General features: G+C 29.9%; 17 protein-coding genes and 1 tRNA gene. 7 read left to right on the top strand and 11 right to left on the bottom strand.

The features are described 5' to 3' along the window. Nucleotides 1-148: 148 nt before the first annotated feature. Nucleotides 149-652 carry a GNAT family N-acetyltransferase gene (locus PHEL85_RS15750; RefSeq protein WP_036827373.1) on the bottom strand — a complete coding sequence of 168 codons (504 nt, stop codon included), beginning with the start codon at nucleotides 650-652 and terminating at the stop codon, nucleotides 149-151. Nucleotides 653-711: 59 nt separating this feature from the next. Here PHEL85_RS15750 and PHEL85_RS15745 point away from each other — a divergent pair, with 59 nt between their 5' ends. Next, nucleotides 712-1,308 carry a PhnA domain-containing protein gene (locus tag PHEL85_RS15745; protein ID WP_036827372.1) on the top strand — a complete coding sequence of 199 codons (597 nt, stop codon included), beginning with the start codon at nucleotides 712-714 and terminating at the stop codon, nucleotides 1,306-1,308. A gap of 253 nt (nucleotides 1,309-1,561) precedes the next feature. Here the strand turns inward: PHEL85_RS15745 and PHEL85_RS15740 are convergent, their stop codons facing one another. From PHEL85_RS15740 to PHEL85_RS15730, 3 genes are all read right to left on the bottom strand, one after another. Beyond that, nucleotides 1,562-2,662, bottom strand: a complete 1,101-nt coding sequence (locus tag PHEL85_RS15740; RefSeq protein WP_036827371.1) for a DUF4407 domain-containing protein — start codon at nucleotides 2,660-2,662, stop codon at nucleotides 1,562-1,564. Nucleotides 2,663-2,761: 99 nt separating this feature from the next. Next, nucleotides 2,762-4,582, bottom strand: a complete 1,821-nt coding sequence (locus PHEL85_RS17480) for a M56 family metallopeptidase (RefSeq protein WP_052108615.1) — start codon at nucleotides 4,580-4,582, stop codon at nucleotides 2,762-2,764. Continuing rightward, nucleotides 4,579-4,950, bottom strand: coding sequence for a BlaI/MecI/CopY family transcriptional regulator (locus tag PHEL85_RS15730; RefSeq protein WP_036827369.1), 372 nt, complete (start codon nucleotides 4,948-4,950; stop codon nucleotides 4,579-4,581). The genes PHEL85_RS17480 and PHEL85_RS15730 overlap by 4 nt, the downstream gene beginning before the upstream one ends. A 124-nt stretch (nucleotides 4,951-5,074) precedes the next feature. Between PHEL85_RS15730 and PHEL85_RS15725 the strand changes: the two genes are divergently transcribed. Further along, the gene (locus tag PHEL85_RS15725) at nucleotides 5,075-5,701 is read left to right on the top strand and encodes a peptidylprolyl isomerase (protein WP_036827367.1); all 627 of its coding nucleotides are present in this window, start codon (nucleotides 5,075-5,077) and stop codon (nucleotides 5,699-5,701) included. 29 nt (nucleotides 5,702-5,730) lie between these two features. Here the strand turns inward: PHEL85_RS15725 and PHEL85_RS15720 are convergent, their stop codons facing one another. After that, on the bottom strand, nucleotides 5,731-7,374 hold the full coding sequence (locus PHEL85_RS15720; RefSeq protein ID WP_036827365.1) for a M1 family metallopeptidase: 1,644 nt from the start codon (nucleotides 7,372-7,374) through the stop codon (nucleotides 5,731-5,733). A gap of 19 nt (nucleotides 7,375-7,393) precedes the next feature. Beyond that, on the bottom strand, nucleotides 7,394-8,782 hold the full coding sequence (locus PHEL85_RS15715; protein ID WP_036827362.1) for a dipeptidase: 1,389 nt from the start codon (nucleotides 8,780-8,782) through the stop codon (nucleotides 7,394-7,396). A 124-nt stretch (nucleotides 8,783-8,906) separates the two neighbouring features. On the opposite strand from PHEL85_RS15715, the gene PHEL85_RS15710 reads away from it, so the two are divergent. Continuing rightward, nucleotides 8,907-8,988: transfer RNA gene (locus tag PHEL85_RS15710), tRNA-Leu, on the top strand. Between the two features lie 100 nt (nucleotides 8,989-9,088). Here PHEL85_RS15710 and PHEL85_RS15705 read toward each other — a convergent pair. Beyond that, entirely contained in the window at nucleotides 9,089-9,649 is a 561-nt protein-coding gene (locus PHEL85_RS15705; protein WP_036827360.1) for a lactate utilization protein C, read from the bottom strand. Nucleotides 9,650-10,016: 367 nt separating this feature from the next. Here PHEL85_RS15705 and PHEL85_RS15700 point away from each other — a divergent pair, with 367 nt between their 5' ends. The 3 genes from PHEL85_RS15700 (at nucleotide 10,017) to PHEL85_RS15695 (ending at nucleotide 14,453) form a co-directional block, all read left to right on the top strand. Continuing rightward, entirely contained in the window at nucleotides 10,017-12,431 is a 2,415-nt protein-coding gene (locus tag PHEL85_RS15700) for a T9SS type A sorting domain-containing protein (RefSeq protein WP_036827357.1), read from the top strand. 27 nt (nucleotides 12,432-12,458) lie between these two features. Then, nucleotides 12,459-12,626, top strand: coding sequence for a hypothetical protein (locus tag PHEL85_RS18030; RefSeq protein ID WP_200882369.1), 168 nt, complete (start codon nucleotides 12,459-12,461; stop codon nucleotides 12,624-12,626). A gap of 162 nt (nucleotides 12,627-12,788) precedes the next feature. Further along, nucleotides 12,789-14,453: a glycoside hydrolase 43 family protein gene (locus PHEL85_RS15695; protein WP_036827353.1), complete on the top strand. Its 1,665-nt coding sequence runs from the start codon at nucleotides 12,789-12,791 to the stop codon at nucleotides 14,451-14,453. A gap of 109 nt (nucleotides 14,454-14,562) precedes the next feature. Here the strand turns inward: PHEL85_RS15695 and PHEL85_RS15690 are convergent, their stop codons facing one another. Beyond that, complete coding sequence (locus tag PHEL85_RS15690; RefSeq protein ID WP_052108614.1) at nucleotides 14,563-16,032, bottom strand: sulfatase-like hydrolase/transferase; 1,470 nt, start codon at nucleotides 16,030-16,032, stop codon at nucleotides 14,563-14,565. 361 nt (nucleotides 16,033-16,393) lie between these two features. Between PHEL85_RS15690 and PHEL85_RS15685 the strand changes: the two genes are divergently transcribed. Then, on the top strand, nucleotides 16,394-19,591 hold the full coding sequence (locus PHEL85_RS15685; protein ID WP_036827351.1) for a glycoside hydrolase family 2 TIM barrel-domain containing protein: 3,198 nt from the start codon (nucleotides 16,394-16,396) through the stop codon (nucleotides 19,589-19,591). Nucleotides 19,592-20,267: 676 nt separating this feature from the next. Here PHEL85_RS15685 and PHEL85_RS15680 read toward each other — a convergent pair. From PHEL85_RS15680 to PHEL85_RS15670, 3 genes are read right to left on the bottom strand one after another with little or no spacing between them, the layout of a single operon-like run. Then, the gene (locus PHEL85_RS15680; RefSeq protein ID WP_162179442.1) at nucleotides 20,268-21,197 is read right to left on the bottom strand and encodes a DUF1735 domain-containing protein; all 930 of its coding nucleotides are present in this window, start codon (nucleotides 21,195-21,197) and stop codon (nucleotides 20,268-20,270) included. A 20-nt stretch (nucleotides 21,198-21,217) separates the two neighbouring features. Next, complete coding sequence (locus PHEL85_RS15675; protein ID WP_036827345.1) at nucleotides 21,218-22,963, bottom strand: RagB/SusD family nutrient uptake outer membrane protein; 1,746 nt, start codon at nucleotides 22,961-22,963, stop codon at nucleotides 21,218-21,220. Nucleotides 22,964-22,987: 24 nt separating this feature from the next. Further along, complete coding sequence (locus PHEL85_RS15670; RefSeq protein ID WP_036827342.1) at nucleotides 22,988-25,789, bottom strand: SusC/RagA family TonB-linked outer membrane protein; 2,802 nt, start codon at nucleotides 25,787-25,789, stop codon at nucleotides 22,988-22,990. Nucleotides 25,790-25,829: the final 40 nt, after the last annotated feature.

Here is a 25,829-nt window from a genome sequence, read left to right as displayed (position 1 = left end):
TCAAAAAGTTAGCAAACAAGTTTAGCCCTGATTGAAATGGCATCCTTTTTTCTGTCAGTTCGAGTGAATTTGTGAAGCATGAACAAATTTGTATCGAGAACATAAGAAAAAAGATATAATGGAAAGCAGGAAATAGCTTCAAATAAAATTAAAAAACATACTCAAAAACAGCATCTTCTTCGTCATCAAAAATAACTTGATAGCCTTTAAACTGAAAATCTAATTTTTTTAATAATTTCTGAGAATTCACATTTTCAGGCATTGTAAAAGCCAATACTTTTTCTTGCTGAAACTTCTTACGAACATATGCTATAATTAGTTTTGTGGCTTCTGTAGCAAATCCTTTTCCTCTATATCTTGGCAAAAAACCATAACCAATATCTATAAATTTTAATTTTTCTCTTTGTAAGGCTGTTGAGGTTCCAATAGCTTTATTGGTTTCTTTTAAAATGACTGTAAAGAAACCTAAACCACCAAGTTTAGAGTTTTCAATCTGCATTTTTCGTAAGTAAGCTTCAGTTTCATCAACAGATTTTAAGTTTTTATCAGAAATAAATTTTTTCCAATCTGGGTCGTTAAATAATTCAAAATAAAAAGAAGCATCTTTTAAGGTAAAATCTCTAATAATAAGTCTTTCGCTTTCTAATTTCATCCAATAAAAATAATGAGTTTTACTTTAAAAATGTACTTTTGTATAACAAAAATTAAAACATGAGTTTAGAACAAGATTTAGAAAACAGAAGTGGAAATCAATGCGAATTATGTGCTTCAACAAATAATTTATCCGTTTATGAAGTAAAACCAACCATCACTGGTGGAGGTGGAGTAGATGGAAGTTTGCTTGCTTGCGAAACTTGTGTTACTCAAATAGAAGATGCTGCAACAACAGATGCAAATCACTGGCGTTGTTTAAACGATTCTATGTGGTCTGAGCACAGAGCTGTAAAAGTAGTTGCTTGGAGAATGTTATCTCGTTTAAGAAACGAAGGTTGGCCACAAGATTTACTAGATATGATGTATTTAGAAGATGAAGAATTACGTTTTGCAAAAGAATCTGGAGATCATTTAGATGAAAGTGAAAAGATTATTCATAGAGATGCAAATGGAGCTATTTTACAAGCAGGAGATTCTGTGGTTTTAATTAAAGATTTAAAAGTAAAAGGTTCTAGTATGGTTGCCAAACAAGGTACAGCAGTTCGTAGAATTTCTTTAGATCATGAAAATGCAAAATATATAGAAGGTAAAGTTGGGCCAACGCAAATTGTAATTATTACAGATTACGTTAAGAAAATGGCAGAAAAAGAGTAGAATTTATAAATTGTCATTTCGAAATGAGTTTTTTTAGATGATTAAGGAATCTCAAGAAAAAGATTTCTCCATAAAGTCGAAATGACATTACAGTTCTAATTATATTTGGGCGTTTCCTTTCAGGTCGCGCTTTACACTATATCTTTTTATTTTGTTCTCGATACAAATTTTTCATTCTTCAAAATTCACTCGAACTGACAATAAAAAGGATGCCGTTTCAATCGCTAACACACTCGTTTGCCAGCAAATAGCATTACAACATTTTTTGTTGTTTTTTATAAAAAGAATCGGCTTGCAATTTCATTAAATCGCGAGCTATTTTTTGTTTATAAGCATACAATTCTTCCTCTTCTGTAATGTCTTTGTACACTTTATTATTTACAATAATATCTGCTTGTAGCATTTCTTCTCTTTGCAAAACTTGTTGTTTTACCCAAGTTTTTACAGCAGAATCTTCATTCTCTAATTTAAAATCATATTCGCCTTTTGGCGAAATTAATTTTGCAAATATTGGCGATGTTTCTATTGCTAAAAACAATAAGAATATAAAAAATGAAGGCAACCAAGGTAATTTACCAAGCGCATTTATTCTTGCCATTAAACCATCAAAATTAGCAATAATGGGTTGAGTTTTAGTCTCATTTAATTTTTGATTTTTTTGTAAGTCTATAATTGCTGTTTCTTTTGTGCTTATTTTATCAGCATTGTCTTTTTTAAGTTGTTTCAATTCTGCTAAAGCAGCATCGTGTTTTTCTCTCTTTTCTTTATAAACAGGACCTTTTCCTAATAATTTAGTCCCTTTTCTGCCTTCCGCTTCTGCAATATAGGTTTCATATAAAGCGTTTGTTTTAGTTTCTTTTGTAGAAATCTCAGTTTTTAAAACATCAATTTCTGAATTAATTTTTGCAATTTCAGGACTAAATTGTTCGGCAATTTGCGTTTTATTATCCAAAGTCATTTGGTTCTTTTCCGTTAACAAAACCTGATTGATTTCTTTCTCAAACAACTTTAATTCTAAAGGTTTCGAAATTACAATTGCAATAATTATCGCTAATAAAATTCTTGGTGAAGCTTGTAAAAACTCTTTCCATTTAGAATCCGATTTTTTAATGGTAGAAACAATAAATCTATCAAGATTAAAGATTAATAAACCCCAAATAAGTCCAAAGAAAATGGCAGCATACAAATTATCAAAAACAGTAAATAAAGCATAACTACCAGCAATTGTTGCCATAACAGCTGTAAAAAATACAGTTGCACCAATACCAACATATTTATTTTGCTCACCATCAGAACAATTATTGAGAATCGTTTTATCTACTCCAGAACAGGTAATAAAGAATTTTTTAAGCATTATTTAAACATTTGGTATAATATACCAACGAAAAGAATACTTAAATGTTACAAAAAAAGCCTCACATTGTGAGGCTTTTAACATTAGGTTGTTTTGTAGTTAATTCTTTTTACTGGTGATATAAATAATTCCAGAACCATCTTTATTCTTCTTCACGTTTACAGATTTAATTTTATCTGTATCTAAAAGTTTCATTTCTTTTTTACTAATTAGTTTATTATCTAAATAGTATTGAACATTCTCTGAATTTAAATTTTTTGACTTTTCTTTAGAATAGTTTATTAAATATAAATACTTTGTTTTTAGTTTTTTATGTTCTTTCTTTAAATTTATATGAATGCTATCTGTATCTTTTGCTTTAATTACATTCATAGAAGCAATTTCTTTAGGATTTATAAGATCTAAATCGTTTTGACTAATTAACTTTCTTTTTACATTTTGATGAATATAAGTTGGTTTTTTAGGTGTAATATTTATTTCCCCTAAATCCTTTTTGGGAGGAGGTGGAGGAGGAATTAATTCAAAAACATTTTCTACAGATCTTTTTTGTTTTTTAGACATTAAGTTGTACAAATACTGCATTCTTACAATGTCTCTTTCTTTAAATATCTTGCCCTTTTTTCCTTCTGTTAATAATGCTTTGTACTCTCTCATTTCAGCTTTTGTAGCTGAGGTTTTTTTAGGAATTGTATCATTTTTAACATAAGGTTTATCATTAATAAATTCACAAAAAACCTTATTTTCAAAATATGTTTTTGTTACATAATTACCTGGAATAATTGTGCTTGACTTAGCTTTTTCAAAAGAAATAATTTTACCAAAACTATTTGCAAGTTTTCCATCTTTATTATAGTATTTTGTTTTATTTCCAACAGAAACAAAATAGTATCTATTTCCTTTTATAATTTTGAAACCAGTATTTATAGCTTCATTTTGATTTGTAAAACTTACCTCTTTAATAGTTTCTAAAGGTTGTTTTTTATTTAAATTTTTAGTTTTAATATTATCAGGTTCTTCATAAATAGTTTCAATAGTATTGTCATTTTGCGCTTCAACTCTTTCTGCAAAGAGAAAAATGAATCCTGCTAATAACGGAATAACCGCTAGTTTTTTTAACAAGATTTTTGTGTGTGAACTTTGTGTTGTCATCATTAATAATCTTTTTTTAGTAAGTGAATAATTCAAATTACTGGCCAAGTAATATTCGTTTTTCCAAGCAGCTTTGTTTAATAATAAATGCTGATATTGAAAGGTGTTTTTATGTTGGTTAATAACGGTTGAATCCGCTAAAAACTCATGGTTTAATTGTATTGCCTTTTTTAAGAAAATAAACAGTGGATTTATCCATAAAACGATTTGTAAAATCTCTATTAAAATTACATCTAAAGTGTGTTTCTGGGTAACATGTGTTAGTTCGTGTGTAAAGAGTTCTTTCTCAATTTTATCATTTTTATAAGCGCTTTTATTGATGAAAATATAGTTCCAAAATGTGTGAGGAAGTATGTTGTCATTCAATAAAATTAAAGTCGCTTTTTTATACTTTACCTTTTCATTTACGCTTATTTTTCTAATAATTTTAAATAAGTTTTTAATAAATCGTATTAAAAGTATTGTAGATATTATCAAGTAAAACCCTATTAATAATTGAGTGTAATTAATATTTTCTTCAAAATTTATAGCTGTTGCGTTTTCAATAAAAGTTGGTGCTACAAAAGATTGAATTGCTGCTGCAGTTTCTGGAATTATTTCTTGAGTAGCTTCAATTGTAATAGTTGCCATAGGAACCAAAAATGAAGCTAAAACACTTCCTAAAAGATAAAAACGATTAAAGTTGTGCATTTTTTCTTTTTCTAATATAAAATGATAAAAGAAAAGTAATAGCGCCAAACAACTTGCAGATTTTAGTAAGTAGATCATCATTTTTGTTGTTTTTTAATTTGGTTGTCAATTACCTTTTTAAGTTCTTCTAGTTCTACTGTAGAAAGATTGGTTTCTTTAGTGAAAAAGGAAGCAAACTGACTTGCAGAATCATTAAAAAAGTTTTTTATCAATCCGTTTACATGTTTTGAAAAATAATCTGATTTTTTAATTATTGGAAAGTATTCTCTAGACTTACCAAACAATTTATAATCTATAAAACCTTTATCAGAAATTCTTTTTAACAAAGTAGCAACAGTTGTAGTTGCTGGTTTTGGTTCTGGGAAATCTTCTAATAATTCTTTTAAAAATGCTTTTTTACGTTTCCATAAATACTGCATTAATTGTTCTTCGGTTTTAGATAATTGCATCGTATGTTGTTTTTTACTCTACAAACATAGAATAAAAAAATGAATTCTACAAATGTAGAGTTCATTTTTAAAACTTCATTTTGGTATATTTGTCTAGTTATAAAGAGAAAATAGACATAGAAAAATGAAAAATAAGATTCTATTAATAGCAAGTGTTATCCTTTTTATTTCTTGTGCGACTAAAAAATTCAAAGAAAAATGGTTAGAAAAAGAAGCACCAGCAACTTTTAAAGCTCGATTTGAAACTACACAAGGAAATTTTGATATTGAAGCAACCAGAGAATGGTCGCCAAAAGGTGTAGATCGATTTTATCAATTAATAAAATATGGATATTATGATGATGTTGCTCTTTTTAGAGTTGTACCAGATTTTGTTGCCCAATTCGGAATTCACAATGATTCTTTAATCAATAAAAGTTGGCAAAAAGGAATTGAAGACGAACCAGTAATTCAGAAAAATGATGCAATGACACTAGCATTTGCTAGAGGAGGAGTAGCAACAAGATCGAATCAGGTTTTTATCAATTTAAAAGATAATTATCGTTTAGATAAATTAACGTATTCTGGTGTTTCTGGTTTTCCTGTAATTGCAAAAGTAATTGAAGGTAAAGAAAATGTGTTGAAATTTTACAGTGGTTATGGTGATCAATTAGGGAGACAACAAGATAAAATTAATAAAGATGGAAATACTTTTTTAAGGGAGAAATACCCAAAAGTAGATTACATTATTAAAGCATATTTTATAAAATAATAAAAGCTGCTATATGCAGCTTTTATTATTTAGTTTTTTGTGTAGATATAAAAATTTGGATCTACTTTTATTTCTGAATTTTCAAATTCTAAATTCATTTTTTTCAGTTCTTCTGTGGGATAAATCCATTGTTTTTTATCATTTATTGTAACTTTTATTGGCATTTTAAAATCATCAACAATATTTGTCCATTTATAATTTAAAATCTTATTTTTAATAGAATATTCTAAAGTAGGGATTCTAATATCTCTTAAGTATTGATTGAAAAAAGGTGTTAAATCAAAACCAGTTTCTGAACTTAAAAAACCTTCAATTTGTATAGTGTTAACTGTCTGATGGTAAAATATTTTGTTCATTTTTCTTAAAATAGAACGCCATTTTTCATCATTATCTATCAGTTGTCTTAAAGTGTGCAACATGTTTCCTCCTTTGTTGTACATGTCTCCAGAACCTTCATTGTTTACGTTGTATTTACCAATAATAGTACTTTTATTTTTGATAGATTCCCTTAAACCGATAACATAATCAGATGCTGCTTTTTTTCCATAATAATAGTCTAAAAATAAACTTTCAGAGTAATTTGTAAAACTCTCATGTATCCACATATCTGCAATATCTTTATTGGTAATATTATTTGCAAACCATTCATGTCCTGCTTCGTGAATGATGATAAAATCGAATTTTAAACCCCAACCAGTTCCAGATAAATCACGTCCTAAATATCCTTTTTTATATTGATTTCCATAAGTAACAGAACTTTGATGTTCCATCCCTAAATAAGGCACTTCAACCAATTTAAAACCATCTTCATAAAAAGGATATGGTCCAAACCAATGCTCAAAAGCTGTCATCATTTTTGGAGCATCTTTAAAATGCTCTTTTGCTTTCTTTAGATTGTCTTTTAGCACATAATAATCCATGTCTAAATCGCCTTTTTCTCCTTTATAAATTTCAGAAAAATGAGCATAATTGCCAATGTTTACATTTACACCATAATTATTTATTGGGTTGTTTACAAACCAATTATACGTTTTAGTTTTTCCATTATCAACTATACTTTCTAATTTTCCGTTAGAAACATCCATTAAATGTGCTGGAACTGTAACACTAATTCTCATACTTTCTACTTCATCATACATATGGTCTTTACAAGGCCACCAAATACTTGCGCCTAAACCTTGGCAAGAAGTTGCTACAAAATGATTTCCGTTTTCATCTTTCTTCCATGAAAAACCTCCATCCCAAGGAGCCTTTTTTGCTTCTTTTGGATATCCTTGATAATGCACAACAATACTTTCTGTATTACCAACTTTTTGATTTTTTAAAAGTTGAACAAAATGTGCATTTCCAACATGAATTACTTTTAACTCTTTAGCATCTTGCGTAACTTTAGTAATTACTAAAGGATTTTGTAAGTCGATTTGCAGTGTTTTATTTGCACTTAAAACTTTGTATTTAATAGTGTTTTTTCCTGAAATATATTTTTTATCAGGATGAACTTCAATATCTAAATGATAATACGTTAAATCCCACCAAATTCTTTCTGGAGTAATAGACCCTCTTAAAGTATCTTGTTTTGTAAAATCATTTTTTACATGCAACAAATCTTTAGGTTTATCTTTACAAGAAAAAGCAATAACTAGTAAAATTAAGATGTAAAATCGATATTTCATTTGATTTTTTTTGCTGCTTTTATTTTGATAACTCTGTAAAATATTTATAAAAATATGGGATTGTTTCTATTCCTTTTAAGTAATTCCAAACTCCAAAATGTTCGTTAGGAGAATGAATTGCATCAGAATCTAAACCAAAGCCCATTAAAATAGTTTTGCTTTTTAATTCTTGTTCAAATAATGCTACAATAGGAATACTTCCACCACTTCTTTGTGGAATTGGAGTTTTACCAAAACTAGTTTCATAAGCTTTACTTGCTGCTTTATAAGCAATATTGTTTGTTGGCGTTACATAACCTTGTCCTCCATGATGAGGTGTTACTTTTACCGTTACAGATTTTGGACCGATACTTTCAAAATGCTTTTTGAATAATTCAGTGATGTTTCTCCAATCTTGATTTGGTACTAAACGCATCGAAATTTTAGCAAAAGCTTTACTTGCAATTACTGTTTTTGCACCTTCACCAGTATAACCTCCCCAAATTCCATTAACATCTAAAGTTGGTCTTATAGAATTTCTCTCGTTTGTAGAATATCCTTCTTCTCCATAAACTTCATCAATTTTTAAAGCATCTTTATATTTGTCTAAAGAAAAAGGAGCTTTGGCCATTTCTGCTCTTTCTTCAGTTGATAACTCTTCTACATTATCATAAAAACCAGGAATGGTTATATGATTATTCTCATCATGTAAAGAAGCAATCATTTTGGTTAATATATTAATTGGGTTTGCAACTGCACCTCCATATAAACCAGAATGTAAATCTCTGTTCGGACCCGTAACTTCTACTTCAACATAACTTAAGCCACGTAAACCTGTTGTAATTGAAGGAATATCGTTGGCAATCATTCCTGTATCAGAAATTAAAATAACATCGTTCGCTAATTTTTCTTTGTTTCTTGGTACAAACCAAGCTAAACTTTCAGAACCAACTTCTTCTTCACCTTCAATCATAAATTTCACATTACAAGGTAAATTCCCTGTTGATGTCATGTATTCTAATGCTTTTACATGCATATACATTTGCCCTTTGTCATCACAAGATCCTCTTGCAAAAATTGCTCCTTCTGGATGAATTTCTGTTTCCTTAATTACTGGCTCAAATGGAGGAGAAGTCCATAATTCAATGGGATCTGCTGGTTGTACGTCATAATGACCATAAACTAAAACAGTTGGTAGGTTTTTATCAATAATTTTTTCTCCATAAATAATTGGATACCCTGGAGTTTCACACATTTCTACCTTTTCGCAACCTGCTTTTTTTAGACTATTTAGAACAAAATCGGCTGTTAATAAAACATCTTTTTTATAAGCAGAATCTGCACTTACAGAAGGAATTTTAAGTAGTTCAATTAATTCATTTAAGAATCGTTGTTTGTTGTCTTTTATATATGATTGTATTGTATTCATTTGAGATATTTTTATTTCTATTCAAAAGTAGAAAAATAATTATGAACTCCTTTGCAGTTTATAAGGATTGTTTATATTTGCATCCCAATTTAATTGGAAAGTTGCAGGTTTACCTGCTGATTAAGCAGGCGTGGTGGAATTGGTAGACACGCTAGACTTAGGATCTAGTGCCGCAAGGTGTGAGAGTTCGAGTCTCTCCGCCTGTACAAAGAAAAACCTCAACTTTTATAGTTGAGGTTTTTTATTGGGTAAAATGTTGGTACAACAAATATCGATTTACTCCTTTTATAGTTTAGTTTGTGTATTCTATACTAAAACAATAGATAATGTCATTGCTCCTTGTGCCCCAATTACTAAACACTGTTCTATATCTGCAGTTTTTGATGGGCCAGAAATAAAAAGTCCAAATGTTCTCTCTCTTTCTGATATTAATTGAAATCCTTCATGCATATGTTGGCATATTTTTTCTTTTTCTAAAACGAGAACCAAATCATTTGAAATAAAAGGTAAAACTCGAATAGGAAATACATTTTCAGCAACACCAAATTCACTTTTTATAATTGCTAAATCAATACCTTGTAAATCTTTTGGGTTTGTGTCTTCAGAAATAAATGTCGTTGCTAAAGAAAGGTTTTTGTTACTACAATCAACAATATCTTTGGCATTTGGATATAGATTTTTTATTTCAATTTCAAGTGTTTCTGTAGGTGATAATTCTTTAATTCTACCACCAACTAATTGTACTTTCTCTTTAAATTCATCTAATAAATTGATGTCTTCAATAAAATTATTTAAATTTATTTCTGGTAAAGGAATACCTGTTGGTTTATTTTCTTTTACAGATTTTAATATAGCTTCTCTTCCCATTATTTTTTTCTTTTAACTTTATACCATTGATCAAAATTTTATTAATTAAAACCTGTTTTAAAGTATCAACATATAGCCTACTTTAAGATTTTAAAGTATAATAAATAATCTAAAAAATAATAAGTGGTAATATAGCATAGTTTTTAATTTTGTAAATTTTAAGGTAAGAGTTGTTTTAATTAAAATAATTTTATTTTACATATCTGTTTGTTAGGGTGTTGTGTTTTTTTATTTATTCTTTCTAAAAAAAAAGGTTTCCTAATTTATCTCTATCGAGTGCAACAATTTTACCCCATATTTGATAATTAAAACTTTAACATTTCTTTTAGTTTTGGAGGGAACAAATATTTAACTAAAATTAATCAAAATGAAAAAAAGAGTACTATTTTTAATAGTTATGTTACTGACAATAACAGTAACAAGTGCGCAAAACGCGAAAGTCTATATGAGCTTTGATGGTGCAAACGCACTTACTACAGATTTTACAAGTATAAACGGAATAGAGCTTCGTGAGCCAGGAGATATAGGACCTCTCGAATCTACTGCAGGTACAACTACTTCAACATACATAATAGACCCTAGTAATACTTCTGGAGATCTTCTTAAAAGAACAGCATCGGGTTTATACACGCATGACCAATTTGCAAATGAAGTGGTTACGGATTCTGATGATTCTGACAAGGCATTGCAGTTAGATCATACAGGTCATGTATTTTTAACTGAAGAAGTTTTAGGCGATGGAGATTTTACTATTTCATATGATTATAAAAGTTTTGGAAGTGGGGTGAATAGAGGTTTTCAAGGGATGGTTACTTTAATTGGTCAAGACTCACAAGATAGTAATACTTGGAAAGTGGCAAGGTTAAGTCATTGGGGAACAGGTGGTTATATAAAAGGAATTGATGATTTTGGTTTTGATATTGGTGGGTTTGCCCATGTAGGTACTCCAAAATATGTAAGATTTACTCTTACGTATAGTAGCGATACGCAAACATTTACAGCTTATGTAGATGGGCTTTATAAAAAATTTGCGTCTGAAATAACTGCTGGAGAATGGACAAATAGAAAAATATATTTAGGTTTTAGAGGTGTAGGAACTCAAGATGCTACAACAGGTGAGTTTCCTGAAGCAAATTTTGATCCTAATTCTACGCCAAGAAATAGAGATCTTCAAAAAAGATTTGATGATATTACTGTGTTTAATAGAGCACTTACTGCTGCAGAAGTAACAGCAATAGACGCCACACCTTCAAGTGCGCTTACCATAGCCAATGTATCTTGGGACGGAAGTGAGAGTTCAGAGTGGACAAATGGAGATAACTGGAGTACAGGTAATGTACCAACATCTATAAGTGTTGTTACAATACCAACAGGAATGCCAAGTCAACCTGTTATAAATGCTACTACTGGTGTTGAGTTAAGTAGCTTAACTGTAGATTCTGGAGCAACACTAACAGTAGAAAGTGGAGGGTCATTAATTGTAAATGATACTTCTTCAGGAGATGTAACTTACAATGTTGCTGTAACAGATACAAACTGGCATTTAGCAACTTCACCAGTTTCTGGAGAAGGGTATGATGATACTTGGGTTTCTACCAATTCAATTGCTACAGGTTCTGTGTCTAGTGCAAATAGAGGAATTGCAACCTACCAAAACGGAACAGCAGATGTAACAACAGGAAACTGGGTTTATTTACAAGGTGGTGCTAGTGGAACTTTTGGAGATGGTGTTGGTTATTCATTATTAAGTAGTACTGGTTCAGGAAATTTCTCTTTTACAGGTACAGTAAATACTTCAACTATAAGTCCAGCTATTAGTCAAAATACTAACAATTGGAATTTAATAGGAAATTCATATACCTCTTATTTAGATGTTGCAGCATTTATTACAGCAAACTCTACTAATTTTGGAAGTGCTTTTCAGTCAATTTATGTTTGGAATGGAAGTGCTTATGTAGCGACAACTACTGGTTATGTTTATCCAGGACAAGCCTTTTTTGTAAGTGCAAGTGCTACAGGAACAACTGCTTCTTTTACAACAGCAATGCAAAGTCATCAAACAGGTACTACTTTTCTTAAAAGTTCTAATACCATAACTTCTATTAAGTTAAACATAACCGATGGTACAAGTAATAAAACTACAAGTATTAATTATTTAGAAGGGAAAACTGAAGGTTTAGATCCTGGTTTTGATATTGGAATGTTTAATGGTGTTGCTTCAGACCTAAGAGTATATACACATTTAGTAAACAATAATGAAGGGATTGCATTTACAAAACAAGCATTATCAGATACTAATATAGAAACTACAGTTATTCCTGTTGGTTTAAAAGCTTTAGCTGGACAAGAAATTACTTTTTCTGCAGATGCATTAAATTTACCTTCTGGAGTTAATGTATTTTTAGAAGACAGACAAAAAAATACATATACACGTTTAGATGAAGCAAATTCTATATATAAAGTTACATTATCTGATAAATTAGATGGTACGGGTAGATTCTTTATTCATACTTCTACTGATAGTGCATTAAGTGTAGATAATACTATTTTAGAAGGTGTAAGTGTATATAAGTCAAATTCATCTACGTTAAGAATTGTTGGTTTATCTCAAGGACAAGCAACAGTGAAGTTATTTAATATTCTTGGTAAACAAATTATAAAAAATTCATTCGAAGCAAGTGGAAGTGAAGATGTTTCTTTATCAAATTTAGCAAAAGGAATTTATATTGTTCAGTTAGAAACTGAAAACGGTAAATTGAACAAGAAAATAATTTTAGAATAATTAACGAGAATTTAAAGACAACATAAGATGAAAAAACAAACAGAAAATACTCAAGAAATTTCTCGTAAAGACGCTATCAAAAAAATAGGAAATTACGGTAAATATGCAGCTTTAACTGCTTTAGGTACATATATGGTATTAAATCCTCAAAAGGCGCAGGCACAAAGCCCAGAAGCTCCTGGAACTGGGTTTTAAAGAATTATCCCCCGATTTTTTTAAGAAAATACTCACAGTACTTATTTACTGTGGGTATTTCTTTTTATAAAGAATATGAGTTTTATATTTACTAATATTTAGAAAATATTTTTGCTAAAAATTACAAAAAATTGATATTATAATCTTATCTATTATTGAACTATGAAAATTTTTAAAATTCTTTTTTTGATTGTTATTTCGATTAGTTGCAATAGACTTCCAGAAAAAATAAAACGGCATTCGTTTGGTGACCAGGGAGATGGTACGTATGTAAATCCTATTTTGAATGCAGATTATCCAGATTCTGATGTGGTTCGTCATAGAGATAAGTTTTATATGATTTCTTCAAAAAAACACATGTCTCCTGGTATGGTAATTCTTGAATCTTATGACATGGTTAACTGGAAAATAATTAATCATGTTTATGATAAAATAACTTGGGGAGACGAATATAATTGGGATAAAATGAAAGGTTATAAACGTGGCGTTTGGGCTGGAGATTTAGCATTTCATGATGGTACTTGGTATTGTTATGTAATAGATCCTAGTCATGGATTGTTTGTAACCACAACAAAAGATATTTATGGAAAATGGAGTGTGCCTAAAAAAATGCTTTCTCAAAAAAAGGTTGGAGACGATCCCAGTGTATTTTGGGATGATGAAAACAAAGAAGCTTGGTTAATTGCAAACATAGGTAGAAGCAGAACCAAAGAAGATAAAGATAAATATCTATTTAAGAATGCAATTTTTAAAATGAGTTGGGATGGAATGAGTTTAGAAGATGAAGGAACCGATTTTTATAAAGGAACTGGTGCAGAAGCTTCTAAAATATATAAAATTAATAAGCAGTGGTTTATCTTTTTATCAGAATGGTCTACTAAACCAAATGGAGAAAAAGAAGATAGAAAACAAATTGCTTTGCGTTCTAAAACAAATAGTATTTATGGCCCTTATGATAAAAAAATACTATTAGAAAAAGGGAATGGTTTTGAACGTAGTTGTAGCCAAGGCTCCTTAAATCAAGCGCCAGATGGTTCTTGGTGGTATTATCATCAATTAATTCAAAACACAGAAGATCCTTTTCAAGGAAGACCACAATGTTTACAACCTGTTGAATGGATAGATGGTTGGCCTATTATTGGAAAAGATATTGATAATGATGGAATAGGAGAACCTTTAAGAAGGTCTAAAATGCCAAATATAAAAGCAACTAAAAAATTAGAAATACAAACCTCAGATGATTTTTCTGAATCAAAATTAGGACATCAATGGGAATGGAATCACAATCCTCGTAATTCTCATTGGTCTTTAACCGAACGAAAGGGTTGGTTGAGGTTAAAAGCAAGCTCTTTAGCTCCATTAACAAAATATGGATTTCATAAAGGGTCACCTCTTTGGAGAGCTAGTAATACATTAAGTCAACGAATTATGGGTACAAAATCTGGTACAGCAATTGCTAAATTTGATGTAACAGGAATGAAAAAAGGGCAAAAAGCAGGGTTTGTTCGTTTTGGAGGAATTAGCCATGTTATAGGTGTTAAAATGGATGAAGAAGGAAGCCAAAATATTTTTTTTATGGATGATAAGGGTACTGAAATAGTTGGTCCTAAAGTAGAGAAAGATATTGTCTATTTTAAAACCACCAATATTGGTAAAGTAGCAAGATTTCAATATAGCTACGATAACAAACATTTTGATGATTTTGGTAACGAATTTGAACTAGGTTTTGGACGTTGGTCTGGTGATCGATTAGGTGTATTCTGCTGGAACGACAAAGAAGAATCTGGATATGTAGATATAGATTGGTTTCTGTATGAGTATGAATAAAATTATAAGTACAGAAAACAAAGCGACAAAATAAAGTGTACTATTTATTAAGTATAGACTTCAAAATGAAGTCTATACTTTTTTCTTTTTTTTGATAAAAGAATAAACTCTATTTTTTACTTTTTAAAAATTTCTTTTGTTGTGATGGCGTTGTGTATTGCGCTTTTTTATTCTTCATCAACCTTTTATGAATGTGATACGTAACATCCATCCATTCTTTTTCTTCTTGCCAAAGCGGTTGCATCATTTTCGTTTCCCAATTAGAAAGATTCGTCTCTAATAATTTTAATGTTTCAGGTTCTGTTGTTGATAAGTCTTTCGTTTCACCAATATCGTTTGATAAATCATATAATACATGTCCGAAATTCTTCAACTTTATCAATTTAAAATTATTATGACGCGTACCTGATTCCTCTAACTTTCTCCAATATAAATTTTCATGAGGATTTCCTGATTTGTCGCCATTTAAAAATGGGAATAGATTTACTCCTTCAAGATTTGAGTTTTCTTTTACGGGGATATTTGCAGCAGCCATTGAAGTAGAGAAAATATCAAAAGAAGATGTTAATCCATTAAAAGTTGTGTTGGCTTTAATTTTATTTGGCCAACTCATTACAAAAGGAACTCTATGTCCTCCTTCAAATTTATTTCCTTTCCAACCTTTTAAATAACCGTTTTTTGAAGTATTTGTTTTTGCCCCACCATTATCACTCAGAAAGTAAATAAGTGTATTGTTAAGTAGATTTAAGTCTTTTAGTTTTTTTGTCAGTTTACCAATATTTTCATCTAAAGACCAAGTCATTGCAGCTAACTTTTGTCTAGGATGATTTTTATATTTTTCTAAATCCGACTTTTTTGCATGCATAGGAGTATGTACAGCATTGTATGCTAAATACATAAAGAAAAGTTTGTCTTTGTTTTGTTCTACAAATTTCACAGAATAATCACCTAAAACATCTGTCAAATACCCATCAAATTTCACTCTATCTCCATTGTGTTGCAGCATGTGTTCTCTTGAAGGGTTTTTTACAGGAAAATAAGATCTTCCTCCAGCTAAAAACCCATAAAATTCATCAAAACCTCTTTTGTTGGGGTGATCTGTTTCTGTGGCGCCTAAATGCCATTTACCTAAGGCAATTGTTTTGTATGAGTTTTGTTTAAATACGTCTGCAATTGTAATAACTTTATCTGCTAACCCAATATCTCCACTGTCACCATAACCAGTTGCATTTGCTTCAAAACCAAAACTCTGTTGGTATTTACCTGTCATTATTCCTGCTCTAGAAGGCGCACAAACAGTTGCGCTTACATGAGCATCTGTAAAAACAACACCATTTTTTGCGAGCTTATCAATTTCTGGAGTTTCTAAATCTTTAGAACCCATAAAACCGAAATCTACATAACCAGCATCATCTATTAGTATAACGATGATATTTGGTTTTTTAGGAGATGAATTTTGAGTTTCAATATTCTTTTCTAAAGCAATATTTTTAGAGTTGTTTTTTTTACAAGAATGTGTTATTAGAAAAATAGCACATGTTATAATTGTAATTTGTATCAATCTTAAATATCTAAACATACCTTTAATCTTTTTGCAGTTTAAGTGAAGTAATTCTTTGTTTTAAAAAAGGGAGCAACCTTATTTATTGTTCCTAGTATAATAGTACTACAAGTCTTTTAGATGTGCAATCTAATTTTTTAAATTGATTTATTATTTACCATAAATAAAGACATTTGTATACTTTATGTATAGAAAACGTTGATTTCTTTGCGCTATAAATCTCTTATTGTCTTAACTAAAAGTATATTTACTAATAATGCAACATTTTAACCCCTTTTATGATAAAGCAGTTTCTTACTTTTAGTATAATTTTGAAATAGAGAATACTGTTTGATTTTCAAATAAATCAAACTCAATATATCAAATAAATAATTTATAAATGAATAAATATTTCTATCTTTTAGTAATTTCCTTTTTAGTTTTATCCTGTAATACTTCAAACGAAAAGCCAACATATTCCAATGAAAAATGGGAAAATCCAGAATGGGAAAACCCAGAAATATTTCAAATCAATAGAGAAGAACCAACAGCTTCATTTTACAGATATGCTTCAGAAAAAGAAGCTTTAAAAAATGATGACTGGAAGAAATCAACAATGTACACTTCTTTAAATGGTAATTGGAATTTCCATTTTGCTGATAGTGTTTCTACACGTCCAGCAGATTTTTATAAAAATGACTTTAGCTTAAAAGGTTGGGACACAATTAACGTGCCTTCTAACTGGGAAATGAAAGGTTTTGGAGTTCCTATTTATGTAAATAGGATTTATGCATTTCCTACAAACCCTCCTTTTATACCTCACAATATAAATAATGTTGGTAGTTATAAAAGAGATTTTGAAGTTTCAGAAGATTGGAAAGACAAAGATGTTTATCTTCATTTTGCAGGAGTTAGTGGAGCGATGTATGTTTGGGTAAATGGAAAGAAAGTTGGGTATAATGAAGGAAGTAAAACTGCTGTAGAATTTAAAGTTACAGATTATGTAAAAAATGGTAAAAACAATGTTTCAGTTCAAGTTTTGCGTTGGTCTGATGCTAGTTATATGGAAGATCAAGATTTCTGGAGATTAAGTGGAATTGAACGTGATGCTTATGTATATGCGTTAAATAAAGTAACCGTTAGAGATTTTAGAGTTACTTCAGATTTAGAAAACAATTATAAAGATGGTGTTTTTAAAGCAAGTTTAAAAGTAGATAATAATACGAATAGTGATGTAAATAATACAATTGCAGTAAAGTTATTAGACGGTACAAATGAAGTGTATTCAGAATCTAAAGTAGTTGCTTTAAAATCAGGTAGAAATACGGTTGATTTTAATAAAGTATTAAAAAATGTAAAAACTTGGAATGCTGAAAAACCAAATTTGTATTCATTACTTGTTCATTTAAAGGATGCTAATAATAAAACGATAGAAGCAACTTCTATTAAAGTAGGTTTTAGAAATGTTAAAATTGTAAATAATCAGTTTTTAGTAAATGGTAAACCTGTATTGATTAAAGGAGCTAATCTACATGATCATAGTGATACAGAAGGGCATACTGTTTCTGAAGCATTAACTCTAAAAGATTTAGAGGTGATGAAACAAAATAACTTAAATGCAATACGTTGTAGTCATTATCCAAAAGACCCTCATTTTTATAGAATGTGCGATAAATATGGTTTTTATGTTGTTGATGAAGCAAATATAGAATCGCATGGTTTAGGAGCTACAAACCAAGGTTTGGATAAAAACAAAAAGGCGCAAAAAATACATCCAGCTTATCAGCCAGAATGGAAAGGCGCACATATGGACAGAACTATTAGAATGTTTGAGCGTGATAAAAACTATCCATCCATTGTAACTTGGTCTTTAGGTAATGAAGCAGGAAATGGAGATAACTTTTTTGCAACTTATAAATATTTAAAAGAACAAGATTCAACGAGACCAACGCAATATGAAGGCGCATTAAATTATGCAAATACAGATATTCAGGCGCCTATGTATTGGACAATTGATAAAATGATTAAGTATGCAGAAAACAACCCTACAAGACCTGTAATACAATGTGAATATGCACATTCTATGGGTAATAGTACTGGTAATTTTCAAAAATATTGGGATGCTATAGAAAAGTACGACATCTTACAAGGTGGTTTTATTTGGGATTGGGTAGATCAAGGAATATTGACCAAAAATGAAGCAGGAGAACCATTTTGGGCTTATGGAGGAGATTTAGGTGCAGATGCTTACAGAAGTGATGTCAACTTTTGTTTAAATGGAGTTGTAAATCCAGATAGAACAGCGCATCCAGCATTATTTGAAGTTAAAAAAGTATATCAATATATTAAATTTAAAGCTTCAAATTTAAAGAAGGGTGAAATTGAAATTAAAAACATTTATGATTTTACTAATTTAAGTGAGTATAAGTTTACTTGGATCTTGCTAGAAGATGGTAAAGAAATTGGTAGTGGTGATTTACCTCAATTAGATATTGCTTCTTATCAAACTAAAAAAGTAAAAGTTAATTTACCTAAACTTAAAAATTCAAATGCAGAATATCATTTAAATGTTTATGCTTTAAATAGAAATGAAACAGATTTAGTTCCTAATAATTATGTGGTTGCTTCTGAGCAATTTCAATTACAAAGTTCAGATTTAGATGTAAAATCAACGATTTCTAAGGATTCTATTTCTATTACTTCAGAAAACAACATCACTAAAATTTCAAATGATAACTTTGATTTAAAAGTTGATGTAAAAACTGGAAAAATCACAAGTTTAGATTACGGAAATGGAAATGTTATCGTTGAAAGTTTAACACCTAATTTTTGGAGACCAATAACTGATAATGATTTTGGAGCTAAATCTCCAAAAAAATTAAATGTTTGGAAGAAAGCAACGACTACTCAAAATTTACAATCAATTAAGATTTTTAGTAATAATAAAGAGGTTTCAGTTACAGATCCATCAAAAGTAAAAGGAGCAGTACGTATTCAAACTATTTTTGATTTACCAGCTGTTAAAGGTCAGGTTTCAGTTGTATATACTATTAATTCTACAGGAGAAATTACGGTAACAAATACACTAAGTAATTTAGCTAAAAAGTTACCTCATTTACCAAGGTTTGGTAATAGTTTCATCATAAAAAATGAGTATCAAAATGTAGCATATTTTGGTAGAGGACCACAAGAGAATTATAATGATAGAAATACAGCTGCTTTTGTAGGAGATTATAAAGCAAAAGTATCAGATTTGTATTTTCCATACATTCGTCCGCAAGAAAACGGATACAGAACAGATGTTCGTTGGATTACTTTTAAAAATGATACAGGAAAAGGTATTAAAATTGAAGGTCTTCAATTATTAGGGTTTAGTACACATCATCAATACAATAATGATTTTGACACAGGTAAAGTTAAACAACAACGTCATACAACAGATATTCCACAAAGAGATTTTGTAAATATTAATATTGATTATAAACAAACGGGAGTAGGAGGTGATAATAGTTGGAGCCCTAAAGGTTTAGCACATAAAGAATTTAGAGTAATGCCAGGAGATTTAAAATATTCTTATAAAATTAGCCCTTTAAAATAATTACATAGTAAAAAGTTTTGTTAAGAATGTTATTATGAAAGTTCAATTTTAGTTCATTATTAAAATAAAAATTATCAAAAGAACTTGTTAACTAAATAAAGCCAGTGAATTTAAATTCACTGGCTTTATTATTTATTATAATACTTGTTTTATACTTTATTCAGATATTGTAATTACTCCTTCTGTTACTTCTTTTTTTCCATAATTGAAGCTTCTGAGATAATTTATTTACCAATTCGGGTTTTTTTAAACTGAGTTCGTTTTTCTCTTGTAAATCATCTAATAAGTTTATATAATTCTAATTTTTCACTATTTTTTGTTTTCTTACTAATTAATTTTCAATTCTTATTAAAGGTTAGTTCCAAAACTAAAAAACACCTCTCTTTTAGTAAGTAGGTGTTGTGTCTTAATTATTATACTTATACCGTCTAAATCATTTTTAGTGGGTTATGATCAATAAAATTTAACAAAGTAAGTAACACATCCATCGTTAAAATTACTTATTTGTTAATGCTGATTTGTGTTATTTTATTTAGAGATTTAAGATATTGGTTTCCCAAATACACCTGTTTTATAATCTTTTTTTTATTATTCGGGTATTGTATTTTTCATTATAATAAGAAAAGCCTCTCATAAATTTTATGAGAGGCTTTCTAATTCTAAGTTTGGTTATATATTATATACCTATTTGATTTACACCATCAACAACTCTGTTTCTAAATTCTAATACATCGGTAGCTTTATAGCTTATTCCATCAGATTCAAAAGAATAGTTAAGGGTTAGTTCTCTTGTTTCAGGATTATAAGTTGATCCATCATCAACAATAGTTACACCTCCTGCAGCCGTTTCTAATGTTATTGTGTTGTCATCTCCTAAAACAATATTCATTTTTGTGTCAGAATTTCTTAAATTAGCAACACCATTACATTCTACAGTAGTAGGAGAAATCATAGTTAATTCTAACGCATCAACGTCTGTAATACCACCTGAATATTGTGATGTTTCATCTACACCTCCAATGGTTGTTGTATATTGACCAGTTTGAACATAATTACCATACAATTGATTTATATACGAAAATGATATTACTGATGATTTATATTTTGTTGATTCTTCATCTTCAGGATCTGTTAAAATTATATCCGCATTTATAACACTTTCTAATGTAAATCCAAGTGCATAATTATGATTTAACGATTCTGAATCAGCAAGGAATTCATCTTCATTAGCCTTAACGTAAACAAAACCTTGTACTTTTCCCGCAGGAATAATAATTTTGTTATTCGCTGGATTTCCTTCACTATCTACCAATTCATAATAGTTGTTAAGTAATACAGATTTACCGGCATTTGTTACTAAATCATCATCTAAAGAGAAAGTAACTTCTATGTCTTTAGTATTATTTATTGTCCCTCCTAATGTTACACCAACACCAATTTGCATTCCTTCTCCTATGATAAAAGTACGGTCAATTGTTTCGTGAGCTAAATACACAGAAGTGTAGTCGAAATTTTCTTGAAAAGCATCTTCATAACATGAGGTTAAAAGTAATGCAAATGATAATGCAACTATTTTAGTAATAGATTTTAATATTTTTGTATCCATAATCTTTATGTTTAGTTTGTTTACCATCCTTTATTTTGTTCCAAAATAGTACTTTTTATTACTTCTCCATATGGTAAAGGTAAATAATAATTTTTTTCTTCATAGTTTCTTTCTTCTACAATGATGTCTTCATATGAAAAAGTGTCATCTTCATTTTTAGTAACCTTAACACCTTTTATATCTTCAATATTCACAATTTCTTTCCATCTTCTTAGATCATGAAAGCGATCACTTGTAAAACATAATTCTATTCTTCTTTCGTTTCTTAAAAGTACTTCGAAATCTGATTGATTACTTGATGAATTATCTAAGTGTGGATCTGAGGATGTATAACCTGCTCTTATTCTTATTTTTTGAAGAACTTCTTTTGCAGAAAAATTATGTCCCGCTGGTGCTGTCGTTGGATCATTGTGAATTTCATTCAATGCTTCAGCATACCCTAAATATACTTCAGTAAGCCCTAATTGAACATATACTCTAGGTTGTGTTGTTGTTGCACTAAGTGAAGATGGATCAAAGTCTAGATTATTCATGTATTTTTTTAAATAATAACCTGTTCTTGTTCCAACAGAATTCTTGAACCCTCCATAATTATCCAACCCTCCTCGATAAATTTCCAGAGGGTTAAAATCTGTACAAGATTCAGTGTCAAAACATTCATCATTATTATAAAAAATAAATTTGTAAAATCTTTGATCTCTACCCGCATACGGAGTTGAAGGGTCATAACTACTAGTACCATCAGTTATTGGATATCCTTGAGAGTCTGGAAATGCATCTACTAAATTTTGAGATGGATTTATTATCCCTGCCCCATATAAAGTAGGAGGGTAATAACTTTTTTCAAGATCATTGCTTTGGTAAGTATTTCGTAATCTCCAAAAATGGTCTGAGTTACTGTCGTTAGAAAAATTAAATGCTTGTAACGATCTTAAACCTCCATTTTGTGTTATTACATCTTCTGCATACGTGGCAGCTAATTCCCATTTTTCAATATCATTAGTAGGGTTAAATGCTGGACTTGCTGCAAATAAAGCTACTTTAGCTTTTAATGCATATGCCGCCATACCACTTGCTCTACCTGTTTCTATAGCTGTTGTACCATCTGAAATACCTGTACCACTATACTCGAGAGGAAGGTATTCAATGGCAGTGTCTAAATCTTTCATGATTTGATCAAAACATTCCTGATAGGTGTTTCTTTTTAACGTTATATAGTCTTCATTCTCGAGAATTTCATTAACAATAGGAAAACCTAACATTTCATCATTTTCTGAAGGCCCTCCAAAATATTTTAATAATTCCCATTCTGCAAATGCCTTTAAAAAATAAGCTTCACCATAATATCTTCTTAGGGTATTTATATTTGTTGGATTATCTTCACCATCTGCATCAGTTAGTTGAAACGGTAAACCTGTATCATGTACAAGTGTTATGTATTGGTACACTTGTCTTATATTATCATAAGATTGTTGCCAAACATATCCATAAGGATTATAGGTTGGACTCCAATACCCGGTTGCAGCTGCTGGTGTTTCTGTAATATTTTGCACTGCATTATCTGTAAGAACTTCAACACCAAAATCCTTGTTGAATTCATAATCATAATCAGGATATATATTTTCAATAAACCCTCTTGAACGTGCTCTAGATTCAGTAATTACTTCTTCTCTGGTATACTGTACATCATCGTCTAAAAAGTCACTACAACCTGTAGCTCCAAGAGCTAGTGTAATAATTGTTATTATTTTATTCGTTAATTTCATCTTTTTATTTTTTAATGTTCCTTATTAAAAATTCATAGTTGCTCCGAAAACAAATGATCTCATCATAGGATATTCTGAATATCCTGCGTTAATATCTTCAGGATCTAAATCTTTTATTTTGCTAAATAGAGCTAGATTACTACCTCTTAAGAATAATTTCACATTTGTAAATGCTCCATTACCAAGTACTGATTCTGGTAATGTAAATCCTAACTCAGCATTAGAAATTCTAAAATAACTACCATCTACTAACCAATAATCAGAATTGGTGAAATTATTTAAACTAGGAATAGTACTTAACCTAGGGTTCGAATTCCCATTTGGAAGATCTTTATTAACACTTCCATAATAAGTTCTCAATCCAACAGGTTGAAAATATTCTCTACCATTAAGATTGAAATCATAGTTAGCAACTCCCATTCCTACGACATCAAGGTTGATGCCTTTATATTCAACCCCAAGATTAATACCATAATTAAAGCGAGGTATACTATTACCAATTGTAGTTTGATCTCTTGTATCAATTACATTATCTCCATTTAGATCAACATATTTAATATCACCAACTTGTACTTCTCCAAATTGAGGTAATGCATCATCAATATTATCTGTTGTAAAAAGACCATCAGAAAGGTAACCTACTATGTTGTCTGTTGCCTGACCTTCTTGCAATCTATATTCATCAGGATATTGTACTTCTGCGAGTTTCTCTTTTATTCTTTTATTATAGCCAGCATTAAAACTTGCATAATATCTAAAAGAACCTTTACTGTCATTAAAAGTGATATTTGAATTAAATCCTGTATTTCTGTATTCAATGAAATTTATATTAGGTAAATAAGCATTTCTTCCTAATGATGAAGCATATAAAGCGGATGCTTGTGTCACTAGATTACTAATTTTTACATTAAAATAATTAACGTCTAATTTAAATTTTTTCAGAAATTGAACCTCTGTACCAGCAAAAAATTGATCAAAGATTATCCAATCAATATCCTTATTACCAGTCTGAGTTGTCTGGTATGAGTTTGTGTTTTGTGTTGTTATCTCTGATCCTAGATATGTTTTTGTACCAGTACCATAGGTATCCAAATATAAAAATGAATTATTAGTAGTAGGATATTCTGTTCCTATTTTTCCATATGAAGCTCTAAATTTAAGTCTATCAAAAAAGCTATTATCATTCAGAAAATCTTCATTAGAAGCTATCCATGCAACACCAACAGTAGGGAATAATCTTGTTCTATTTTCGTCTAAAAACTTAGAACTGCTACTCATATTCATATTTGCATATAGAATATATTTGTTCTTAAGGGCATAGGAACCATTTAAGTTAAATGTTAAATTTCTACTATCTGGTCTAGTATTAGCACTTTCAAGGTTGTAATATAATAAGTGACTAAGGTTTAAATTTAACGTTGATTCGTTAAACTTTTTAAAGTAACTAAAATTACCTCCATAAGTGAACGTTCTTTGTACTCCGGTAGATATTCTACTTGCATTAATCACTAAGTTTTCTTGCCTGAATAATTTTACAGCTAATGAATCTAAACCATCAACATCTTGTAAATTTTCAAGTGTATACAAACCTGGAGTGTTATTATTCTGTAAGGTATGTTGATTATATGTTTTTAATAAAACATAGGTGTCATATTTAAGACCTGGAACATAATTTTTGAAATCGAAGTCTAATCCCATATCAAAAACCATATTAGAATTGTAATCACTTCTTTGACCACCTAATTCTAATTCTGATAATGTATTTTCACCATAGTTATTACTTACAATATAGGCAGAATCTCCAACTTTTAAAGGAAATTCATTCGCAGGGATTCTATTGATGTCCCACATCATTGCATTTGCTCCAAGAACAGGTCTGTCGTTGGTTCCAAATTTTCCATAAACACTAGCATGAGCTCTTATTAATTCAGTAACACGTGTGTTAATTTTTGTTCTAAAAGTAAGGTTTTTACCTTCAATCTTGGCTCCTACCTTTTCCAATCCTTCCCAGTCAGAATATCCAACAAAAGCACTGTACTCAACTTTCTCTGTACCTCCATATGCATTTAATGATGCATAATTTGAAAGAGATAGATTGCTTAAATAAACATCTTGTCTATCTATGTTAGGATAATTAATTGGATCTGATCCGTTTTCATAAGCGTCAATAGCTTCTTGACTATAAACATCTCCAAAACCATCGTTGTTAGAGGCTCTATTGAGTACACGAGCATACTCTGCAGCTGATAATAATTCAGGCAAACGTGTAACAATATTTATAGATTGTTGTAAATTAACTTCAACTACAGGTTTTCCTATTTTATTTCCTGTAGTGATTACATAAATAAGTCCGTTGTCACCAAAGTTACCAAGGAGAGAGTTAAAAGTAGGGTCAGAAAGTACTATAACTTCTTCAACTTCTCTTAAGTCTACTTGTAAACCTCTAGGTTGACCATCAACCAATACATATGGGGTACCACCATTTAAAGAATAACTATACAGATTTTCAATATCTATTGTTCCTGGAACATTACTTGTTCTTACTACTCTCAATCCGGGTACTCTACCTCTTAAAGCTTCTGATAGGTTGTCACCAGATGTTTTTCTTAATTCTTTACCCGAAATTCTAAATACAGATCCTGTAGTTTGACTTAGATTAAAAACACCAAAAGGGGTTTTCAATATTTCATCCTCATTCACTACTTTAATAGTGTCTGAAGTTACTAAATTATCTAATGTTGTTTTTTGTGCGAAGCTTATATTAATTGCTAAATAATTAAGTAAGCAGAAAACAAAAAATTTCAATTTTGTTATGGTTAATTTCATTTGTTTCTTTATTTTTTTGTGTTCATTCTGTTGAATAATT

The organism is Polaribacter sp. Hel1_85 (assembly GCF_000766795.1).
Classification (GTDB): Bacteria; Bacteroidota; Bacteroidia; order Flavobacteriales; family Flavobacteriaceae; genus Polaribacter.
Note: the sequence above shows the minus strand (reverse complement) of the source record. Positions and strands in the feature narration are given on the sequence as shown.